Origin of the sequence: Micromonospora sp. NPDC000316, assembly GCF_042898885.1 — a bacterium.
In the GTDB taxonomy this organism is placed as follows: Bacteria; Actinomycetota; Actinomycetes; order Mycobacteriales; family Micromonosporaceae; genus Micromonospora.
The window spans coordinates 626,512-645,156 of record NZ_JBIAZG010000002.1 but is presented as its reverse complement, the minus strand read 5'-3'; the positions used below and the strand labels follow the sequence as shown (position 1 = coordinate 645,156).

The 18,645-nt window shown below is 70.5% G+C and carries 17 protein-coding genes and 1 pseudogene; 8 read left to right on the top strand and 10 right to left on the bottom strand.

The features are described from left to right. Positions 1-149 precede the first annotated feature (149 nt). The 8 genes and pseudogenes from ACFY2Q_RS07540 to ACFY2Q_RS07505 form a co-directional block, all read right to left on the bottom strand. Positions 150-1,151 (bottom strand): ABC transporter substrate-binding protein, encoded by a 1,002-nt coding sequence (locus ACFY2Q_RS07540; RefSeq protein ID WP_387128339.1) that lies wholly within the window; start codon positions 1,149-1,151, stop codon positions 150-152. A gap of 127 nt (positions 1,152-1,278) precedes the next feature. Continuing rightward, positions 1,279-1,971 carry an L-ribulose-5-phosphate 4-epimerase gene (locus tag ACFY2Q_RS07535; protein WP_387128338.1) on the bottom strand — a complete coding sequence of 231 codons (693 nt, stop codon included), beginning with the start codon at positions 1,969-1,971 and terminating at the stop codon, positions 1,279-1,281. Then, positions 1,968-3,674 (bottom strand): ribulokinase, encoded by a 1,707-nt coding sequence (gene araB / locus ACFY2Q_RS07530; protein WP_387128337.1) that lies wholly within the window; start codon positions 3,672-3,674, stop codon positions 1,968-1,970. Before araB ends, ACFY2Q_RS07535 begins: the two co-directional genes overlap by 4 nt. A gap of 560 nt (positions 3,675-4,234) precedes the next feature. After that, positions 4,235-5,023, bottom strand: coding sequence for an ABC transporter permease (locus tag ACFY2Q_RS07525; protein WP_387128336.1), 789 nt, complete (start codon positions 5,021-5,023; stop codon positions 4,235-4,237). Next, positions 5,020-5,976, bottom strand: a complete 957-nt coding sequence (locus ACFY2Q_RS07520; RefSeq protein ID WP_387128335.1) for an ATP-binding cassette domain-containing protein — start codon at positions 5,974-5,976, stop codon at positions 5,020-5,022. The genes ACFY2Q_RS07525 and ACFY2Q_RS07520 overlap by 4 nt, the downstream gene beginning before the upstream one ends. 32 nt (positions 5,977-6,008) lie before the next feature. Further along, positions 6,009-6,851 carry a DUF4097 domain-containing protein gene (locus ACFY2Q_RS07515; RefSeq protein ID WP_387128334.1) on the bottom strand — a complete coding sequence of 281 codons (843 nt, stop codon included), beginning with the start codon at positions 6,849-6,851 and terminating at the stop codon, positions 6,009-6,011. 76 nt (positions 6,852-6,927) lie between these two features. Next, positions 6,928-7,452, bottom strand: a complete 525-nt coding sequence (locus tag ACFY2Q_RS07510; protein WP_387128333.1) for a hypothetical protein — start codon at positions 7,450-7,452, stop codon at positions 6,928-6,930. Between the two features lie 62 nt (positions 7,453-7,514). After that, a pseudogene (locus ACFY2Q_RS07505) lies at positions 7,515-7,745 on the bottom strand (aromatic acid exporter family protein); the annotation flags it as partial. Between the two features lie 186 nt (positions 7,746-7,931). Between ACFY2Q_RS07505 and ACFY2Q_RS07500 the strand changes: the two are divergent. The 3 genes from ACFY2Q_RS07500 (at position 7,932) to ACFY2Q_RS07490 (ending at position 12,203) form a co-directional block, all read left to right on the top strand. After that, complete coding sequence (locus ACFY2Q_RS07500; protein ID WP_387128332.1) at positions 7,932-10,139, top strand: hypothetical protein; 2,208 nt, start codon at positions 7,932-7,934, stop codon at positions 10,137-10,139. A gap of 89 nt (positions 10,140-10,228) precedes the next feature. Then, the gene (locus ACFY2Q_RS07495; RefSeq protein ID WP_387128331.1) at positions 10,229-10,879 is read left to right on the top strand and encodes a class I SAM-dependent methyltransferase; all 651 of its coding nucleotides are present in this window, start codon (positions 10,229-10,231) and stop codon (positions 10,877-10,879) included. A gap of 331 nt (positions 10,880-11,210) precedes the next feature. Continuing rightward, positions 11,211-12,203, top strand: coding sequence for an ice-binding family protein (locus ACFY2Q_RS07490; RefSeq protein WP_387128330.1), 993 nt, complete (start codon positions 11,211-11,213; stop codon positions 12,201-12,203). Positions 12,204-12,387: 184 nt separating this feature from the next. Here ACFY2Q_RS07490 and ACFY2Q_RS07485 read toward each other — a convergent pair whose 3' ends face one another. Next, the gene (locus tag ACFY2Q_RS07485) at positions 12,388-12,918 is read right to left on the bottom strand and encodes an adenylate kinase (RefSeq protein WP_387128329.1); all 531 of its coding nucleotides are present in this window, start codon (positions 12,916-12,918) and stop codon (positions 12,388-12,390) included. 165 nt (positions 12,919-13,083) lie between these two features. Between ACFY2Q_RS07485 and ACFY2Q_RS07480 the strand changes: the two genes are divergently transcribed. From ACFY2Q_RS07480 to ACFY2Q_RS07465, 4 genes are read left to right on the top strand one after another with little or no spacing between them, the layout of a single operon-like run. Next, the gene (locus ACFY2Q_RS07480; RefSeq protein ID WP_387128328.1) at positions 13,084-14,262 is read left to right on the top strand and encodes an RNA ligase RtcB family protein; all 1,179 of its coding nucleotides are present in this window, start codon (positions 13,084-13,086) and stop codon (positions 14,260-14,262) included. Further along, positions 14,259-14,864: a peptide chain release factor H gene (gene prfH, locus ACFY2Q_RS07475; protein ID WP_387128327.1), complete on the top strand. Its 606-nt coding sequence runs from the start codon at positions 14,259-14,261 to the stop codon at positions 14,862-14,864. Before ACFY2Q_RS07480 ends, prfH begins: the two co-directional genes overlap by 4 nt. 43 nt (positions 14,865-14,907) lie before the next feature. Further along, positions 14,908-15,735 carry a PIG-L family deacetylase gene (locus ACFY2Q_RS07470; RefSeq protein ID WP_387128326.1) on the top strand — a complete coding sequence of 276 codons (828 nt, stop codon included), beginning with the start codon at positions 14,908-14,910 and terminating at the stop codon, positions 15,733-15,735. 13 nt (positions 15,736-15,748) lie between these two features. Next, positions 15,749-16,081, top strand: coding sequence for a putative quinol monooxygenase (locus tag ACFY2Q_RS07465; RefSeq protein WP_387128325.1), 333 nt, complete (start codon positions 15,749-15,751; stop codon positions 16,079-16,081). A 120-nt stretch (positions 16,082-16,201) separates the two neighbouring features. On the opposite strand, the gene ACFY2Q_RS07460 is transcribed toward ACFY2Q_RS07465, so the two are convergent. Further along, entirely contained in the window at positions 16,202-17,590 is a 1,389-nt protein-coding gene (locus tag ACFY2Q_RS07460; RefSeq protein WP_387128324.1) for an endo-1,4-beta-xylanase, read from the bottom strand. 431 nt (positions 17,591-18,021) lie between these two features. Between ACFY2Q_RS07460 and ACFY2Q_RS07455 the strand changes: the two genes are divergently transcribed. Next, on the top strand, positions 18,022-18,591 hold the full coding sequence (locus ACFY2Q_RS07455) for a hypothetical protein (protein WP_387128323.1): 570 nt from the start codon (positions 18,022-18,024) through the stop codon (positions 18,589-18,591). Positions 18,592-18,645 lie beyond the last annotated feature (54 nt).

The window sequence follows — 18,645 nt, the reverse complement described above, 5'->3', positions numbered from 1 at the left end:
TCACGCTCCCGCCGATCCCGCCCGAGCCACCCTCGCGGGTGGCTCGGGCGGGCGGGTCACGGGGTTGTCGCGGGCCATGCCCAGTCCGTTGGGGGTTGGGGGCGACGCGGCGGGGCCGCCACGCGAGCGCGGCGACCCCCCGGCGTCGATCAGTACTTGCGGTTGGGCAGTGCTTCCTTGGCCTGCTCCGACGTGAAGGTGGTCTCCTCGGTCTCGATCCGAGCAGGCACCTCCTCGCCCGCGTGGACCTTCTTGGCCAGGTCCATCAGCTGCGGGCCGAGCAGCGGGCTGCACTCCGCGATGAAGTTGAACTTCCCGTCGGCGAGGGCCTGCATGCCGTCCTTCACCGCGTCGACGGTGATGATGGTGATGTCCTTGCCGGGCACCTTGCCGGCCGCGCTGATCGCCTCGAGCGCGCCCAGGCCCATGTCGTCGTTGTGCGCGAACAGCACGTCGATCTTCGGGTTGGCCTTGAGGAACTGCTCCATCACCTGCTTGCCACCTGCCCGGGTGAAGTCCCCGGACTGCGACGCGATGACCTTCAGGTTGGGGTTGGCGGCGATCGCCTCAGCGAAGCCCTTCTTGCGGTCGTTGGCCGGGGCAGCGCCGGTCGTACCCTGCAACTCGACGATGTTCACCGGGCCGGAGGCGGCCTTCTTCTGCTCGACGAGCCACTCACCGGCGAGACGGCCCTCCTTGACGAAGTCCGAGCCGAGGAACGTCTTGTAGAGGGTCTTGTCGGCCGAGTCGACCGAGCGGTCCGTCAGGATCACCGGGATGCCGGCGTCCTTGGCCTCCTTGAGGACGGTGTCCCAACCCGACTCCACAACAGGAGAGAAGGCGATCACGTCGACCTTCTGCTGGATGTAGTTGCGGATCGCCTTGATCTGGTTTTCCTGCTTCTGCTGCGCGTCGTCGAACTTCAGCTCGATGCCCGCGGCGGCCGCCGCATCCTTGATCGAGGTGGTGTTCGCGGTACGCCACCCGCTCTCCGCGCCGACCTGGGAGAAGCCCATCGTGATCTTGCCGTCGTCCGTGGACCCGCCGCCGGTGTCGCTGTTGCCGCAGGCCGCCACGCCGCCGACGAGTAGCACGCTGGCGAGGACCGCGACAGCGCGCCACGGAGCGGACTGCGTTCGCATCTTTCTCATCAGTTCTCCTTGGCTGGGTGTGGTGGTTGACCACGTCAACCGCCGAGGTGCCGAGGCGGCCTACGCGGGTGGTGCGTGCTGGTGCGTCGTGGTGCAGACCGGCGGGTTCCGGCTCCACTCAGGAAGGTCAGGAGCCCGCCGGTGCGACTGGTTGTTGACCGTAGACGTTCTGATAGCGGTGATACAGGGCATCGATGTCTGCCTGTGCGATCGGAAGGGGTTGACCGAGCGCGCGGGCCAGGTGCGCGGTACGCGCGACGTCCTCACACATGACCGCGGCCTTGACCGCCGCGCGGGCGTCCCGCCCGATCGTGAAGACGCCGTGGTTGCGCATCAGCACCGCGGGTGAGCGGTGTCCGGCGAGTGTGGTGACGATGCCCTTGCCGATGTCGTCGCCGCCGATCAGCGCGAACGGACCGACCGGGATCTCCCCGCCGAACTCGTCGGCCTGCGCCGTGAGGTGGCAGGGGATGGCCTCGCCACGGGCGGCCCAGGCGGTGGCGTACGAGCTGTGCGTGTGCACCACCCCGCCCACCTCGGGCATGGCCCGGTAGACGTAGGCGTGGGCGGCGGTGTCGCTGGACGGTGCGAGGTCGCCCTCGACGAGGACGCCGTCGAGGTCACAGACCACGATGGTGTCGGCGGTGAGATCGTCGTAGCCGATCCCGCTCGGCTTGATCACCATGAGGTCGCGTCCCGGGACGCGGGCGGAGATGTTGCCGGCCGTCCAGGCCACCAACTGGTACCGGGTCAGCTCGGAGTGCAGACGGGCGACCGTCTCGCGCAGCTCCTGGATTTGTCGGGTCACCTCGGCGGTCATGCGACGACCTCCAGCGTGGTCTCGGGCGTGCTGACGGGTGTGGTCTCGACCGGTGCCGCGATGGTGCTCACCGCCGCGTTGCGGATCGCCCGCAGGCGGAGCATGACGTCGTTGCCGCCACGGCCGAAGTGGTCGTGCAGCGCCCGGTATTCCGCGTAGAGAGCGTCGTAGGCGCGGGCCCGGTCGGGGTCCGGTCGGTAGACGGCCTCGTACACCCGACCCATCGCCTGCGACGCCTCGTGCACCGACGCGTACGCACCGGCGGCGACGGCGGCGTGAATCGCCGACCCGAGCGCCGGGCCCTGCGCGGAGGCGATGATGTTCAGTGGCCGCCTGGTCACGTCGGCGTAGATCTGCATCAGCAGCTCGTTGGAGGTGAGACCGCCGGCGATCACCAGGTCGTTCACCGCCACCCCGGCCTCGACGAACGCCTCGATGATCATGCGGGTGCCGTAGGCGGTGGACTCCAGCAACGCCCGGTAGACGTCCTGCGGCCGGGTGGCCAGGGTCATTCCGACGACCATCCCGCTGAGGTCGTGGTTGACAAGCAGCGAGCGGTTGCCGTTCCACCAGTCCAGCGCGATCAGGCCGTGCGCGCCCACCGGTTGGGCGGCGGCCAGCTCGGTGAGGTGCTCGTGCGAGGCGAACCCGGCCGGGGCGGCGTGCTCGACGAACCAGCCGAAGATGTCGCCGACACCGCTCTGCCCGGCCTCGTAGCCCCACGCGCCGGGGCTGATGCCGCCGTCCACCACACCGCACATCCCTGCCACCTCGGCGAGCTGCGTGCCGTTGACCACGTGGCAGGTCGAGGTGCCCATGATCGCGACGAGCCGGCCGGGCTCCACGGCCTGCGCGGACGCGGCGGTGACGTGCGCATCGACGTTGCCGACGGCCACCGCGATCCCCTCCGGCAGGCCGGTGAGCGCTGCGGCGTCGGCCGTGAGCGTGCCGGCCCGGGCGCCGAGGGGCAGCAGCGGACCGTCCAGCTTGGCCACGAAGTCGCCGAAGTCGGGGTTGAGCGCGGTCAGGAAGCTCTCGGACGGATAGTGGCCGTCCTGGAGGATGCCCTTGTAGCCGGCCGTGCAGACGTTGCGGGTCTCGGTGCCGCAGAGCTGCCAGACGATCCAGTCGGCGGCCTCGATGAAGCGTTCGGCCCGGCGGTAGACCTCAGGGTCCTCCTCCAGGATCTGCAGACCCTTGGCGAACTGCCACTCGGCGGAGATCTTGCCGCCGTACCGGCCGATCCACGGCTCGGCCCGCTCATGGGCCAGTGCGTTGATCCGGTCGGCGTGCGGCTGCGCGGCGTGGTGTTTCCACAGCTTGACCCACGAGTGCGGCCGGTCGCGCAGCTCGGGGTCCTCGCAGAGCGGCGTGCCGTCGACGGTTGTCGGCAGCACAGTGCAGGCGGTGAAGTCGATGCCGATGCCGATGACCGCGGCCGGGTCCACCCCCGCGGCGGACACCGCCTCCGGGACGGCGTAGCGCAGCACGTCGCGGTAGTCCTGCGGGTTCTGCAGCGCCCAGTCCGGGGGAAGCGGCCGACCGCTGGGCAGCGCGGCGCTGATCACCCCGTCGCGGTATTCGTGGACAGCGGTCCCCAACTCGGCGCCATCACGGACCCGGACCACGAGGGCCCGCCCGGAAAGCGTGCCGTAGTCGACGCCGACGACGTAGCTTTCGGCAGCTCCGTCCACACGATTCATGTCCACCTCCGCTTTTGACGGGGATAGTGTTAACGCTCACATCCAACCTCGTCAAGACATCTGGCCGCAACAGCTCCGTAACGGAACGCGGAGACGCACCCACTCGGGCGCGCCGACCGTCAGACCGGGGTGAAGCGAACCATTCCGACCGCACCCGTGGACGCCGGCCGGGACACCTCGCCGCCCGGCACGACCGACGACCGGACACCTCCGGCAGGCAGGGCGACCTGACGACTCTCGCACCGGACCGCGCAGCGGAGCTTGCCCGCACCTCTGCGTACCGGCCGGCGACGATGGCAGCGATAACATCGGCGGACTGCCCAGCGCCGTGATCGGATCCCACGGACTGGGCGACGGGCGACACCTCCCAGGGTCGGGCCGGTGGGTGAGCGAACAGCCGCCCTGTTCAGTCCGACGACGACACGGTGTTACCGATAACATTCGATGTTTCGGAGCCGCCGCCAAAGGGGTCGCGCGGATCGCCGACGGCCCGGCACCCCCTCGGAGGGCCGGGCCGTCGTTCACCTCTCGCGCGGGCTGTCCGTCGAGCGCGGATCGGGTCAGGCGCTCGGATTGCGGTTGTACAGCGCCCGGGCCCAGAAGAAGCACACCATGCTGACGGTCACGCACCACGCGACCGCCTCGATCGCGTTGCTGCCGATGCCGGTGCCGAAGAACAGGCCGCGGAGGGTCTCCATGACAGGTGTGAAGGGCTGATGATCGGCGAACCACCGCACCGGGGCCGGCATCGAGTCGGTGGGGACGAAGCCGCTGCCGAGGAAGGGCAGCAGCACAAGCGGCATCGGCAGGTTGCTTGCCGTCTCGACGCTCTTGGTGACCAGGCCGAGGGCGACCGACAGCCAGGTGACCGCGAAAGTGATCATGACGAGGACGCCGGTCACGGCGACCCACTCGATCGCGGTGGCCGTGGGCCGGAACCCGACGAGCAGCGCCACCCCGATGACCGCCGCGAGACCGAGCAGCGTCTGGATCAGGCTGCCCAGCACGTGGGCGGTGAGGACCGATGGCCGGAAGATCGCCATGGTGCGGAACCGGGCGATGATGCCCTCGGTCATGTCCATGGCGACCGAGATGGCGGTGCCCTGCGCCGCACTCGCCACAGTGATGAGCAGGATGCCCGGGGTGACGTAGTTGGCGTAGTCGGCGCGGCCACCCGAGGGCCCGAGGCCGACGCCCAGGGTGCCGCCGAAGACGTAGACGAAGAGCAGCAGCAGGATGACGGGGATGCCGACGAGCATGAGTGTCAACGACGGGTAGCGCCGCATGTGGAGCACGCTGCGCCGCAGCATCGTGCTCGAGTCGCGGACGGCGAGGGTGAGTGTGCTCATCGCGCCAGGGCCCCTTCCTTGTCGGTAGTTCCGGTGAGGGTGAGGAAGACGTCGTCGAGGTCGGGGGTGTGCACGGCGAGGCCGGCCACGCTTATCGAGGCACTGTCGAGCTGGTCGAGCAGGGAGCGCAACGACGCGACGCCGCCGTCGCTCGGAACGTGCAGGGTGAGTGCCGCGTCGTCCCGGGTCGCCTCCGCGAACGTACGAGCCGCCGCGTCGAGCCCGTCCTGGTCGGCGAACCGCAGCACGACGTGCCCGCCGGGGATGAGCCGTTTGAGCGCGTGCGGAGTGCCCTCGGCGATCAGCCGGCCGTGGTCGAGGAACGCGACGCGGTCGGCGAGCTGGTCGGCCTCCTCCAGGTATTGCGTGGTGAGCAGGATGGTGACGCCACCGGCGACGAGGTCGCGGATGATCTGCCACATGGCGCGGCGGCTCCGCGGGTCGAGGCCCGTCGTCGGCTCGTCGAGGAAGATGACGCGGGGGTCGCCGACCAGGGTCATCGCGAGGTCGAGGCGTCGGCGCATGCCACCGGAGTACGTCGCCACCGGCTTGTCCGCCGCCTCGGCCAGGTCGAACTGGTCGAGCAGGTCGGCGACACGCCGCCGGCCGGTTGCCCGATCCAGGTGGCACAGGTCGGCCATGAGGCGCAGATTTTCCCGCCCCGTCAACAGGTTGTCGACTGCGGAGAACTGGCCGGTGACGCCGATCAACGCGCGGACCGCGTCCGGCTCCCGGGTCAGGTCGTGTCCCCCGATGCGGGCCCGGCCGCCGTCCGGGCTGACCAGTGTGGACAGGATCTGCACTGTGGTGGTCTTGCCGGCCCCGTTGGGACCGAGCAACGCGAAGATGGACCCTTCGGGGATCTCCAGGTCGATGCCGTCGAGCACCACCTTGTCGCCGTAGGACTTGCGCAGGCCTGTCGCGACGATCGCGGGCCGGGTGGGGACTGTCATGTCGCCTCGATTCGTTGCGGTGTCGTCGGCGGTCAGGCGCGGCGGATCATGATGTCGCCGTAGGACGTGTTCGCCCGGATCTCGACGGTGTCGTCGGTCTCCGCGGGCCCATCGGCGGTGGACAGTGCGTTGTGGACCCGACCGTGGCGGGAGCCGACGTCGAGCCAGGCGGCGGTCCCGCGCCGGACGCCGACCTCGATGGCCCCGTACGAGGTCTGTAGCTCCACCGACCCTCGGACGACCTCGCCCAGCCGCACGTTGCCGTACGCGGTGCGTGCCGTCACCGAGGCGGACGACTCGTCGACCGTGATGTCGCCGTGGGCGGTGTTGATCCGGACGTCCCCGCCGGTCCGGCCGATCCAGCAGTCGCCGGAGGAGTTCTTGATCTCGGCGGTGCCGTCGACCTCGCCGAGGCGCACCTTGCCGGAGGATGCCTTCACCCGGGCGGGGCCGGCGACCCGTGTCACGGTGACCTCCCCGTGGCTGGTGTCGACGTCCAACGGGCCGGTCTCGTCGAGTCGGATCGCACCGCCGGTCTTGACGTGGCACTCGCCGAGCCGCCCCTCACAGCGCACGGCCGCCCACGCCGCCTCGGCGTGCACACGTGAGCCGGTCGGCACCTCGATCAGGACATCGACCGACGGGCCGGCGCCGAAGCCGTAGCGGCGCCAACTCTTCGGCACCCTGATCATCAGCTGACCGGCGGCGTACTCGACGGTTGTCTGGTTCGCGGCGCTCACGTCGGCCTTGCTCGACGGGTCGCGGGGCCGCACCTGCACCACCGTGTCGGTGCGGTCGGACGCGGAGATCCACGCGTCCCCGACGGGCAGTTCGAGCTGGACGGAAATGGGTTCTGGTGTGTCGAAAACAGGCATGGTGGTCTCCCGGGAGGACGCCAGCGGCCATCGCCGCTGGTGCGTGGGGGTGGAAAGAAAAGGAAGGCGGGGCGGGTCAGCGCGCCCAGCCGGTGAAGTGCTGGCCGGAGCGCGGCTCCGGACGGCGGGGCGGGCGACGGTCGGCGTCGCCGGCCCCGACGGCACCGGCGACCGCCCGCACCAGCCAGGCGTTCACCGACAGCCCGGCGCGGCCGGCGGCCTCCTCGACGCTTGTCTTCAGGTGGTCGGGGAGGCGGAGGTTGATCCGCGACGTGCCGCCCTCGTCGCCGTCCGGCGGCAGCACCGGCGCCGGCAGCGCGGGCGGGTCGGTCTGCTCGGCCGTGCCGCCGGTCGGCGGGTTGGCCGATGCCACCACGAAGTCGGGTTCACGCCCGCGCAGCCGGACGTGCACCGACCCCGGAGCGAGGTCGCGGGTGATCTCGTCGGCCGCGTCGGAAAGCGCCTCGAGCAGCGTGAGGTGGGTCGCCGCCTCCAACTGGGTGAAGAGCCGCTCGGCCAGCACCCGACCCTCCGGGTCTACCCCCTCGGCGGCGACGGCGAACTCGTTGCGCAGGTTCTCGACGTACGGCCTCAAATCCATGACGCCATCATGGCACCACTTTGGCTCAGTGTGCAACACATTTGGCTCGCCGTGATGCCAGCTCACCCGTCGGTGTTGGTGTCGCTGGCGCGGCTCAACTCCCCGAAAGCCCGCCTGACCAGCCGGTTCGCGACCTCCTGGGTGAGTCCGGTGGCCACCAGCAGGTCGCTGACGGTCGTCCGGACCTGTGCCACCACGACAGCGCCGGAGAAACCGACACCCTCCCGATAGGCGTCGCCCGCCCTGCACACCGCCCGTAGCGCCTGCTCCCGCGCCCGCTCCGGTTCGTGTCCGGCGACGGCAACAGCACGGCGCTGACCAGCAGTGCCGCGCCTCCGCGGCGGGCGGCGGCGCCACGATTGGGTCCGCCCGAGCGGGGTAGACGCGGGTCTGCCACACCGGTGGCGGAGCCGACGCCGGCAGGATCGCTGGCTGGGCTGCCGGGAAGCCTCAGGGGGCTGGCGGATGGATCGGCACGGTTGAGCACGCCCGACACCTCCGGCGACATCGTGGAGCTGCGGGTACACGGAGTCTCCGGCGCGAGCGCCGACCAGGTCTTGGGCCTGCGGCTGTCGACGCAGGTCGCCGGCGACCGCAGCGGGGGCTTCTTCCGGACTCGCCCGCCGGGACCGGCACCCGACGAAGCGCCGGGTGTGACGCTTGAGGCGTACCGCTGGGGTGACCTGCCCACCGGGACCGTGGCCCGGACCCTCGGGCTGGTGTTCCTGCTGCCGTTCATGCTGGCCAACGTGGCGATCTGGATGCGCCCCGCCAACCCCGAGTCGGAGGCGGTGGTCAAGTCCCTGTGCCGGGTGCTGGCGCTGACGCTCACCGTGCTGTACGTGCTCGCCGTCGCGGGCGTCGCCCTGGACCTGATCGCCTGGACGTGCCTGACGTCGCCCCGCTGCCTGGCCGGGCGCAGTTGGTTGTCCTGGCTGAGCGGGCAACCGGTCGGAGTGCGGCTGGCGGCGCTCGCGCTGGTCCCGGCCGCAGCGATCGTCCTGGTCTGGCGGCTCAGCAACAGACCCGGGAGGTCGTTCGAGGCGTTCCGCGCCCCCGACGGGGAGCTTTCCGGGCATCGGCTCAGCGCGGTCGGCACGTGGGACGCCGAACCGCTTGTGGGGCGACTCCGCTCCGTTCACGTCGCGGCGGCGTTCGCGACGGTGAGCCTCGTCCTGCTCGCCGCCCGTGTCACGAAAGGCGCCTCGACCGTCACACTCGCGCTGCTGGCCGCCACCGGCGCGGTCCTGGCTGCCGCTGTGGTCCTGCTGTGCACTCCCCCGCTGATCGACAGTGCCCCGCTGAACCCGCGGCTCGACACGATCACCCGCACGCTGCGAACGACAAGCGTAATCCTGACCGTCCTGGTCGTGGCCCATGTGCTGGCCAGCCCCGACTCGTGGCAGGAGGGGCGCCAACTGCCCGGGTACGACGCGGTACTGGCCGGACTGTGCGTCACCCAGACGACACTGTTTGCCGCTCTCGGCGTCGTCCTGCTCCGGCAGCGGGACCGACAGCGCGGCGACAGTCCGCTGTTCGGGTTGGGAGCGCTGGCCGTCACTGCCATCGCGATCAGCATGGCGGTGGCGTACTCCTCCGAACTGGTCTACCGGGTGGCGGACTTCCTGGACCGCGACGTGCCGACCGGGGAGGGCATCGCCGCCGGCCCGCCCGCGGCGTACACCTGGGCGATCTTCGGGTTTTTCCGCACCGTGCTCGTCACGACGATCGTCGCCGGGTTGACAGTCGTGCTCTCCCGCCCCGGCCGGTACCGTGCCGCGGCGGCGGTCGTCGCACGCGACTACCCGGACCCGCCAGCGGATGCCCGACCACGGCTGCGACAGGTACGGGGCGCGATAGCCAAGGCGCGGTTCACCGAGAAGCTGGTGCTGGTGGCCGTGGTCTTCGCCTTCCTCGCCGGCATCGGCATGGCCACCAGCACCATCGGTCTGCTGGGGCTGTTCCCCGGCGACGTCGTCGAGCGGTACGTGAGGGTGCCCGCCGACATGATCACCTTCGCCATCGCGTTCGGCAGTTGGGTGATCGCGGCGATCATCCTCGCCCTGCTCCTCGGCGGCATCTTCGCGTACCGGACCGTCCCGTTCCGGCGACACGTCGGCGTCATCTGGGACCTCGGCACGTTCTGGCCCCGAGCCGCCCACCCGTTCGCGCCGCCCTGCTATGCCGAACGCGCCGTGCCGGAGCTAACCCGGCGAATCACCTACCTGGTCGAACGCGGCGACAAAGTGCTGCTCACCGGGCACAGCCACGGCTCGGTCCTGGTCGCCGCGACAGTGCTCCAGCTGCCACCACACATCGGCGCCCGGGTCGCGCTGCTCACGCACGGGTCACCGCTGCGCCGGCTCTACACGCGGCTCTTCCCCGCGTACATCGACGACGGGGTGCTGCGCGAGATCGGCGACCGGGTCGGCTGGCGGTGGGTGAACCTGTGGCGCGACACCGACCCCATCGGCGGCACTGTCTTTCCCGCACCGGGAGCAGCCGAGGGCGACAGCGACCCGGCGGCCACCGTGGATCGTCGCCAGCGTGACCCCCGCGACGTGGTGACCCCGCCGGGCGACAGCGTTCCGCCACCCATCCAGGGACACTGGCCGTGCGAATCCGACGAGGCATTCACCGACGCGGTACGAGACTTGGCGCGCCGCCTCGGCGGGCCCCCGCGATAGCCGGCGGGATCCACTCAGAGGTCGTGATTGGCTAACCTGCGGAAGCGGATAGCCGGAGCCCATCCGCATCTGGAGCCTGGGAGGTCGACGTGGCCGCGGTGTCCCACCCGGTGTTCGCCCGGGTCTACGAGCGGCTCAGCGTGGCCATGGACCGCGCCGGCCTCGACGAGTTCCGCCGCGACGTGGTCGCCGGCCTGTCCGGCCGGGTGATCGAGGTCGGCGCCGGCAACGGCCGCATGTTCGGCCACTACCCGCCGGGCGTGACCGAGGTCGTCGCGGTCGAGCCGGAACGACGGCTGCGGGCCGCCGCCGTGCGGGCGGCGGCGACCGCGCCGGTGCCGGTCACTGTCGTCGACGGCCTGGCCGAGGCGTTGCCCGCCGGGGACGGCGAGTTCGACGCGGCCGTGGCCGCGTTGGTGCTGTGCACCGTGCCCGATCAGGGCAACGCGCTCGCCGAGATCCACCGCGTGCTGCGGCCCGGCGGTCAGCTGCGCTTCTTCGAACACGTCGCCGCCGAGAACCCCGGCCGCGTGCGCCGCATCCAGCGGCTTGTCGACGCGACGGTGTGGCCGACCCTGTGCGGCGGCTGCCACACCGGCCGCGACACCGCCGCCGCCATCGCGGCCGGCGGATTCGTCATCGACGAGCTGCGCCGCTTCCGGTTCCCGACCACCAGTTCCAGCCCGTCCTCGCCGTGTGTGCTCGGCCGTGCGACCAGGCTCGAACAGCGCCGAGACTGAGGCCGGCACTGGTCGCCGTGACCCGCTGGACGTCCGGGTGCAGCCGCTGTCCGGTTTGGACAGATCACGTGTCGGCGGGGCCGTCCGAAGATGATGAACGCGAGTTCCTTTTACTTCGACTGTCCGCTTATTGTCTAACTTGTCAGCATTACCCCCTCCTGATGTGATGTGGTGGTCACCGCAATCGGCCGCGTCATCGGGCCGTTTTGGGCAGGAACGCGAGGTGCCTCCTGCGAGTAGTAGCCACGGAGGATGTTCTGTGACAGCAAAACCCATTCATCGGCTTCGGCGGGCGGTCCTGCCCGCCCTCGGGGCTTGCACGGCCGTCGCAGTGGCGGCCAGCTTGCTGCTCTTCAGCTCGACTGCGGCCAACGCGGCAGACGCCCCGGTGGGCCTCGGGACGGCCGGCACCTTCTCCGTCCTGGCCGGCGCGGAACCGACAAACACCGGCCCGAGCTTCCTCGCCCAGAGCCTCGGGAGGTTCCCGGGAACCACTTCGTCCGGCTTCGGAACAGCGACCATCGGCGGCGAGGTCCATCTTGGCGACGCAGTCGCGCTCCAGGCCCAGAGCGACCTGACCATCGCCTACAACGACGCCGCCGGCCGGACGCCGTTCACCAACCTCCCCGCGGAGCTCGGCGGCAACACCCTCAACCCTGGCGTCTACCGGATCGGGGCGGCGCAGCTGACCGGGCCACTGACACTCAACGGTCAGGGCGATCCGGCGGCCGTGTTCATCTTCCAGATCGACTCCGCACTGACGACGGCGTCGAACAGCAGTGTCGTACTGATAAACGGGGCGTCAGCCTGCAACGTGTTCTGGAAGATCGGCAGCTCAGCGACGGTCGGCACAGGCACCACCTTCGTGGGCACCATCATGGCTCAGGCGTCGATCACCATGGCCACGGGTGCGACTCTCCAGGGCCGCGCGCTCGCGCGAACCGCCGCCGTCACCCTCGACACCAACGTCATCACGGCACCGGTGTGCGCCGGTCCGACCGGGCCGCCCGGACCAAGCGGCCCGCCCGGACCGTCTGGCCCACCGGGCAGCCCCGGCGCACCCGGCAGCCCCGGCGTACCCGGCAGCCCCGGCGCACCTGGCGCACCTGGCGCACCTGGCGCACCTGGCGCACCAGGCAGCCCCGGCGCACCGGGCAGGTCCGGAGCACCCGGCAGCCCCGGAGCACCTAGTGGATCGGGCGACGAGACCCTGCCCGTCACCGGTAGCAGCGCGCTTCCTGCCATGACGGGCGTCGGAAGTGTCATGGTCGCCTTGGGTGGGCTCGTGCTCTTCCTCGCCCGGCGCCGAATCCAGAGATCCTGACTGGTAGCCCCGGCCGGTGACCTGCCGGCCGGGGTCTCCGGACCTCGCCGATCACTTCGCCCCGGTAGACCGCGTGGAAGACGAGCGCGGTCTACCGGGGCGAAGGCGCGTGCGACGGCCTCGATGCTGGCCGTGCCCACCTCACCTCGTTCCACAGTCCCTCAGCCGTTCACTGTCCGCAGTCTCAACGGCGGGGAAGGCCGGCCAGCCAGGCGTCCAGGGCCGCCGGGCTCTGGAACAGCAGCACCGGCGGTCCGGCCGGGTCGCTCTGCCAGGCCCGCATCCGCCGCCGCGCCCGGCCGAACGCGCCGACGTGCCAGAGCAGGATCGAGTCCCGCGACAGCACGCTGCCAAGCGATTCCCTGTTGCCGTTGCAGATCTCCTCGCGCGTCGCGAGTCGGCGCAGGGTGCGACGCAGCAACCGCCCGAACGACAACCACCGCGGGTAGTCCAGGCCCACCACCAGGTCGGCGCGGGCCAGGGGTACGTCCCGCCAACCGTGGTACGCCCCGTCGAGGATCCAGGCGTCCCGGCGGCAGATCTCCTCGATCCGGCTGCGCTGCTGCGCGACAGGCACCTCGACCCAGCCCGGCAGCCACAGTTGGTCGTCCACCGGATACCACGGCAACCCGAGGCGTACGGCCAACTGCTGCGACAGTGTGGTCTTTCCGGCGCCGTACACCCCGTAGACCAGGATGCGCCGTGGTGCGCTCATCGCGGCAGCGTACGCGCGAAAGTCGGTTGCCGCCCGCGGCGGGTTCGGCGAGAGTGCTCCCCATGACGTACTGACGGACACCACCCCACCGCACCGGGCCGCATGAGGCCGACAGGTGCCGTACTGCCGTCCGTCCCTTGCGTTCTCAGCGAGAAGTGAGCGTCGTTGTCTGAGCACCACTCCCCTGGGGAGTCTCTGTCCGCGTCCGTTCCGGCGACCGTCACCGTGTTCGCCTCCCCCACGAGTTGGATCGAGTCCACCGCGCTGGACCAGTGCCGTCAGGTAGCCGCCCTGGACGGCATGGTCCACGTTGCCGGCATGCCGGACCTGCACCCGGGCAAGGGCGCCCCCATCGGCGCTGCCATGGCGTCGAGGGTGCTGTATCCGTACCTTGTGGGATCCGACATCGGCTGCGGCATCGCCGTGTTCCCGTTCCGGCTCAAGCGCGTCGTACCGGAGCGGCTGGCGGCCCGGTTCCCCGACCTCGACCGCGCGCTCGACCCGGATCAGGACGCCGACGACAGGGCCTGGGACGTCCTGCGCGGTGCGGTTCCCGCCGGTCACCTGGACGGGCTCGCGACGGTCGGGCGCGGCAACCACTTCGTCGAGCTCGCCCGGGTCGACACCGTGCTGCACCCGGGCCACGCGAGTCGCCTCGGGCTCGACGCCGGTGACCACGTACTCATCGTGCACAGTGGCTCGCGCGGCCTGGGCGAGCGGATCCTGCGGGCGCACACAAGCGCGCACGGCGCCGGTCCCGCGCCGGACCCGGCCGCCTACCTCGCCGCCCACGACGACGCCGTGCGGTGGGGTTCACTCAACCGCCGGCTGCTGGCCGCCCGGGTCGCGCATGCCCTGGGCGCCGCGCCGGCAGAGCCGATCGTCGACCAGTGCCACAACCTGGTCGAGGTCCGCGACGGGGTCTACCTGCACCGCAAGGGCGCGGCGCCCGGTGACGGCCGCGACGTGCTCATCGCCGGCACGAGGGGCACGGCGTCCTACCTCGTTGCGGCGCACGCCGGGCCCGAGGCCAACCACTCGGTGGCGCACGGCGCGGGCCGAAAGATGTCCCGTGCCGACGCGCTGCGCCGGGGCCGGGCCAAGCACACTGTCGAAGAGTTGCGTCGCACGGCTGTGGGTTCACTTGTGGTGTGTGGCGACCGTCAGTTGCTCTTCGAGGAGGCTCCCACCGCGTACAAGCGGATCGAGCAGGTGATCGGTGATCTCGTCGCGCACCGGCTGGCCACGCCTGTAGCCACCACGACTCCCGTGGTCACCTACAAGACACCGGATGCGGGGTCCACGCCGCGACCGGACCGTCGCCGCGGGCGGGGCCGGTCATGAGTACGCGACTGCTGCTGTCCAGTGGACGCGGCCCGCAGGAGTGCGCCTGGGCGCTGGCCCGGTTGCTGCACCGCCTGGAGGGCGAAGCCGCCCGGCGTGGCCTGACGGTCCGGCGGGTCGAGGTGGTGCCGGGCGACCGGGCCGGCACCTACCGGTCGGCGTTGATCGAGATGTCCGGTGCCGACTCCGAGGCCTTCGCCGCCTCCTGGACAGGCACGCTGTGCTGGCAGGGGCCGAGCCCCTACCGTCCGGGCCACGGCCGGAAGAACTGGTATGTCACGGCGCATCCACCGCCGGGTGACGTGGGGACGACGACGTTCACGGAGGCGGACGTCGACGTCGTCGCGTGTCGCACCGGTGGTCCCGGCGGTCAGCACCGGAACAAGGCAAGCACTGCGGCACGGGCGACCCACCGGCCGTCGGGGCTCGTCGTGGTGGTGGACCGGGAGCGGCAGTACAGCCTCAACCGCGTCATCGCCCTGCGCCTGCTGCGGCAACGCATCGAGGCCGGGAACGAGGCAGCCCGGCGCGCGGTGACCACCGCCTGCTGGCGCATCCACGACGATCTGGTGCGGGGCGACCCGGTACGCACCGAACGGTGACGGATGTTCCTTTCCCCGGCGTCGGCCCCCGTAGGGTGGTGGCATGGCTGAGCGATCTCTGACCCTGATGGCGGTGCACGCCCACCCCGACGACGAGGCGACGAGCACCGGCGGCGTCCTGGCCCGCTACGCGGCCGAGGGAGTGACGACGGTCCTCGTGACCTGCACGGACGGGCGATGCGGTGACGGGCCCGGCGGGGTGAAGCCCGGCGACCCCGGTCACGATCCGGCCGCCGTGGTGGCGATGCGCCAGACCGAGTTGGAGGCCAGCTGCGCGGCGTTGAAGGTCACCCATCTGGAGACCCTCGGCTATGGCGACTCCGGGATGATGGGCTGGCCGAACAACGACCAGCCCGGCTCGTTCTGGTCCACGCCTGTGGCGGAGGCGGCGGACCGGCTGGCCGAGCTGATCCGCCGGTACCGACCGGACGTCATCGTCACCTACGACGAGAACGGCTTCTACGGCCACCCGGACCACATCCAGGCCCACCGCATCACGATGGCGGCCGTCGCGCAGACGGACGTTGCGGCGAAGGTCTACTGGACGACTGTCCCCCGCCGCGCGTTCGAGGACTTCGGCCGGATCATGAAGGAGCTGGGCGTCGAGTGGGCCGACCCCGACCCGTCGTCGCCCGAGCCGGCGCTCGGCCTGCCCGACGAGGAGATCACCACCTGGGTCGACACCAAGAGCTACGGCGACCAGAAGTTCGACGCGTTGGCGGCGCACGCCAGTCAGACCGAGAACATCTTCTTCCTGCAACTGGGCCGGGAGCGCTTCACCGAGTTGATGGGCGTCGAGACGTTCGTCCGCGTGCGGGACACCACTGACGCGCCGGTGCCCGAGGACGACCTCTTCGCCGGCCTACGCTGAGTAACCTGGTGCCATGATCTTCATTACCGCCAAGTTCCGGGTGCTGCCCGAGGATGCCGACAAGTGGCCCCAGATCGCCGCCGCCTTCACCGAGGCGACCCGCGCCGAGCCGGGCTGCCTGTGGTTCGACTGGTCCCGCAGCCTGGACGACCCGACCGAGTACGTCCTGGTCGAGGCGTTCCGCGACGACGAGGCCGGCGCGGCACACGTGCAGTCGGCGCACTTCCGGGCGGCCCAGAAGGACCTGCCGCCGCACCTGGCCGAGACGCCGCGCATTGTCAACACCACGGTGCCGCAGCAGGACTGGTCGCTGCTCGGGGAGATGGCCGTACCCGAGCGCCGCTGACCGGGTCCAGGCCCGAACCGGGCCGCCTGCTGAGGTACGTCGAGCCGGTGCCCAGGAAGGGCACCGGCTCGACGTGGTCCTACCGCTGGCCGTGTCCGTTGGCGCGGCGCACCTCGATGGTCAGCTGGCGGTGCAGGTGGGGGTCAGGCTGCCCGCGCTGCCGGTGCCCTGGAACCCGAACTCGGTCACCTGACCGGCAGCAAGCTGCCCGTTGTAGTCCACGTTCGTGAACCGCACCGAACCGCTGCTGCCACTGGCCGTGGCCGACCAGGTGTTCGTCACGCCCGCCCCACCGGGCAGCGTCAGCGCGACGGTCCAACCCCTCGTGCCGGACGAACCAGCTGTCACCTTCACGTTCACCACGAACCCGCCGGTCCACGAGTTGACCGACGTCGACGCCGAGCACCCACTCGGCCCCGGCGGCGGAGTCGTCGGGTTCGGCGGCGGGGTGGTCGGGTTCGGCGGCGGCGTGGTCGGGTTCGGCGGCGGGGTCGTCGGGATGGGCGTACCGCTGTTGAGGGCGTTGAGCACAGCGTCGTACGCGGACTTCTTGTTGCCGTTGCAGTCGAACAGCAGCGCGTTGTCGGAGCCGCGCCACGAGTCGCAGTCGCGTACGCCCCACACGGTGATTCCGGTGCAGCGGGTGACGGCCAGGCATGCGCGGGTGACCGCGCCGAAGATGTTCGCCTGGTTGCCGCCGGTCATGACGTCCAACTCGGTGATCTGCACATCCACGCCCAGATCGGCGAAGCGCTGCAGGTTGGCCTGGTAGTCACTGGCCAGGCTGGTGCCCAGGTGGGACTGGAAACCCACGCAGTCGATCGGCACGCCACGGGACTTGAAGTCCCGCACCATGTTGTAGATGCCCGTCGACTTCGCGTTGATCCCGTCGGTGTTGTAGTCGTTGTAGCAGAGCTTCGCGCCCGGGTCGGCAGCCCGCGCGGCCCGGAACGCCGCCTCGATCCAGTCGTTGCCGGTGCGCTGCAGGTTCGAGTCCCGCCGGCCACCACTGCCACCGTCGGCGAACGCCTCGTTCACCACGTCCCAGGCATAGATCTTGCCCCGGAAATGCGTGGCGACCTGGGTGACATGGTTGATCGCGGCATTGCGCAACGCGCTGCCCGACATGCCCTGCGCCCAGCCCGGCTGCTGCTGGTGCCACAACAACGCATGACCCCGCACACTCATGCCGTTTGCCTGCGCATGACTGACCAGACGATCACCGCCGGTGTAGCTGAACCGACCCTGCTGCGGCTCGGTGGCATCCCACTTCATCTCGTTCTCGGCCACGACGCTGTTGAACTCGCGGTTCAGAATGTTGACGTACGTGCTGGTGGAGAGCTTGCCCGTCGCGACTGCGGCGCCGAAGTAGCGGCCCTTCTCGGCCGCCGCCGTGCGCAGGGTCGTCCCGGCGCTGGCGTTGGGGGCCAGGGCCACCATCGTGGCCGCGGTCAGTGCGCCGGCGACGGCGAGGATCACCGTCGCCCGCAGGGCTTTCTTGGGTTTCATGTCCAGTCCTTCGTGGAGGTTGCAGCGGTGGTGGTACCCCGACGTCGCTGCCGGCGTCGGTTCCGGGATGTCCCGAGGTGGATCGCCGTGAATTCCGGATCGGTCGTCCTGTGCCGGTCGGCAGGCGCAATGCGCCCGCCATGTGGCCGGCTGCTGCTGACACGGTGCTGATACGACGTCCGCATGCCCTGGGGGGACGTCTGGTCGTGAGGTTCGGCCAGCGGGCTCGCCCGGTGAGCCACAGCTACTGTCGTCCTCGACATCGACTGTGAGCGATAACATGCCGTTCGTCAAGTCGTAACGAAGGACATCTATCAAGCCGCAGCAAACAGGCCATGGGCCGTCCTGTTACCGGTAACAGGACGGGCCATGGCAGACGGATCGGGTGATCCCGAGGATCGCCGCAATTGATCGGCAGGCATCATGTCGGCGTGAACTCAACCCTGGCTGCCCTGCTCGGCTCCGCGATCACCGCCTTCGCATCACTGCTCGTGGTCCTTGTGCACTCTCGGATGAGGCGACGGCACCAGGAACGGGCCGACCTCCAGCGGGCGTACATCCTGATCCTGTCCGGCGCCCTGCGGCTCGCACACAAGACCGAAGCGCTGCGGCAGACCAGGTACTGGCGCTCCAGCCTGCCGGAGGCGGGCAACGAGTTGTTCGCAGGGCACAAGCCTCTGGGGCCGATGGTGCTGCACGACTGGTTGGCCCGAGACATGACCACTGTGGAGACGGCCTGGTCGCAGATCTGGACCCACGGTGACCAGGACGGCATCGCCCTGGCCAACGGGCTGATGACCGCGTACAACGGGGTGATGGCCGCCGCCATGGAGTGCAGCGGCACCGAACCATTCGAACCGTCCGACGAGATGAGCATCGCCAGCCGCCGCCTTGGCGAGGCACGCCGGCAGCTCGCCCTGCACGCCCGGCAGGTCGCGAAGCTGGGGCCGCGGGACGTGGACCTGTTCACCGACCGCGAGTACGGTCTCGCGGCACGCTGACACCACGTCCCGGTGCGGCCCGACGGGGCGGGCGCGCGGGTGCCCTCTTCGACG

What these genes read in the sequence shown, in the direction of transcription:
- ACFY2Q_RS07470 (WP_387128326.1), top strand. Translation starts at nt 14,908, where the DNA reads ATGGCTGAGCGATCTCTGACCCTGATGGCGGTGCACGCCCACCCCGAC.
- ACFY2Q_RS07525 (WP_387128336.1), bottom strand. Translation starts at nt 5,023, where the DNA reads ATGAGCACACTCACCCTCGCCGTCCGCGACTCGAGCACGATGCTGCGG.
- ACFY2Q_RS07540 (WP_387128339.1), bottom strand. Translation starts at nt 1,151, where the DNA reads ATGAGAAAGATGCGAACGCAGTCCGCTCCGTGGCGCGCTGTCGCGGTC.
- ACFY2Q_RS07485 (WP_387128329.1), bottom strand. Translation starts at nt 12,918, where the DNA reads ATGAGCGCACCACGGCGCATCCTGGTCTACGGGGTGTACGGCGCCGGA.
- araB (WP_387128337.1), bottom strand. Translation starts at nt 3,674, where the DNA reads ATGAATCGTGTGGACGGAGCTGCCGAAAGCTACGTCGTCGGCGTCGAC.
- prfH (WP_387128327.1), top strand. Translation starts at nt 14,259, where the DNA reads ATGAGTACGCGACTGCTGCTGTCCAGTGGACGCGGCCCGCAGGAGTGC.
- ACFY2Q_RS07460 (WP_387128324.1), bottom strand. Translation starts at nt 17,590, where the DNA reads ATGAAACCCAAGAAAGCCCTGCGGGCGACGGTGATCCTCGCCGTCGCC.
- ACFY2Q_RS07535 (WP_387128338.1), bottom strand. Translation starts at nt 1,971, where the DNA reads ATGACCGCCGAGGTGACCCGACAAATCCAGGAGCTGCGCGAGACGGTC.
- ACFY2Q_RS07465 (WP_387128325.1), top strand. Translation starts at nt 15,749, where the DNA reads ATGATCTTCATTACCGCCAAGTTCCGGGTGCTGCCCGAGGATGCCGAC.
- ACFY2Q_RS07515 (WP_387128334.1), bottom strand. Translation starts at nt 6,851, where the DNA reads ATGCCTGTTTTCGACACACCAGAACCCATTTCCGTCCAGCTCGAACTG.
- ACFY2Q_RS07510 (WP_387128333.1), bottom strand. Translation starts at nt 7,452, where the DNA reads ATGGATTTGAGGCCGTACGTCGAGAACCTGCGCAACGAGTTCGCCGTC.
- ACFY2Q_RS07520 (WP_387128335.1), bottom strand. Translation starts at nt 5,976, where the DNA reads ATGACAGTCCCCACCCGGCCCGCGATCGTCGCGACAGGCCTGCGCAAG.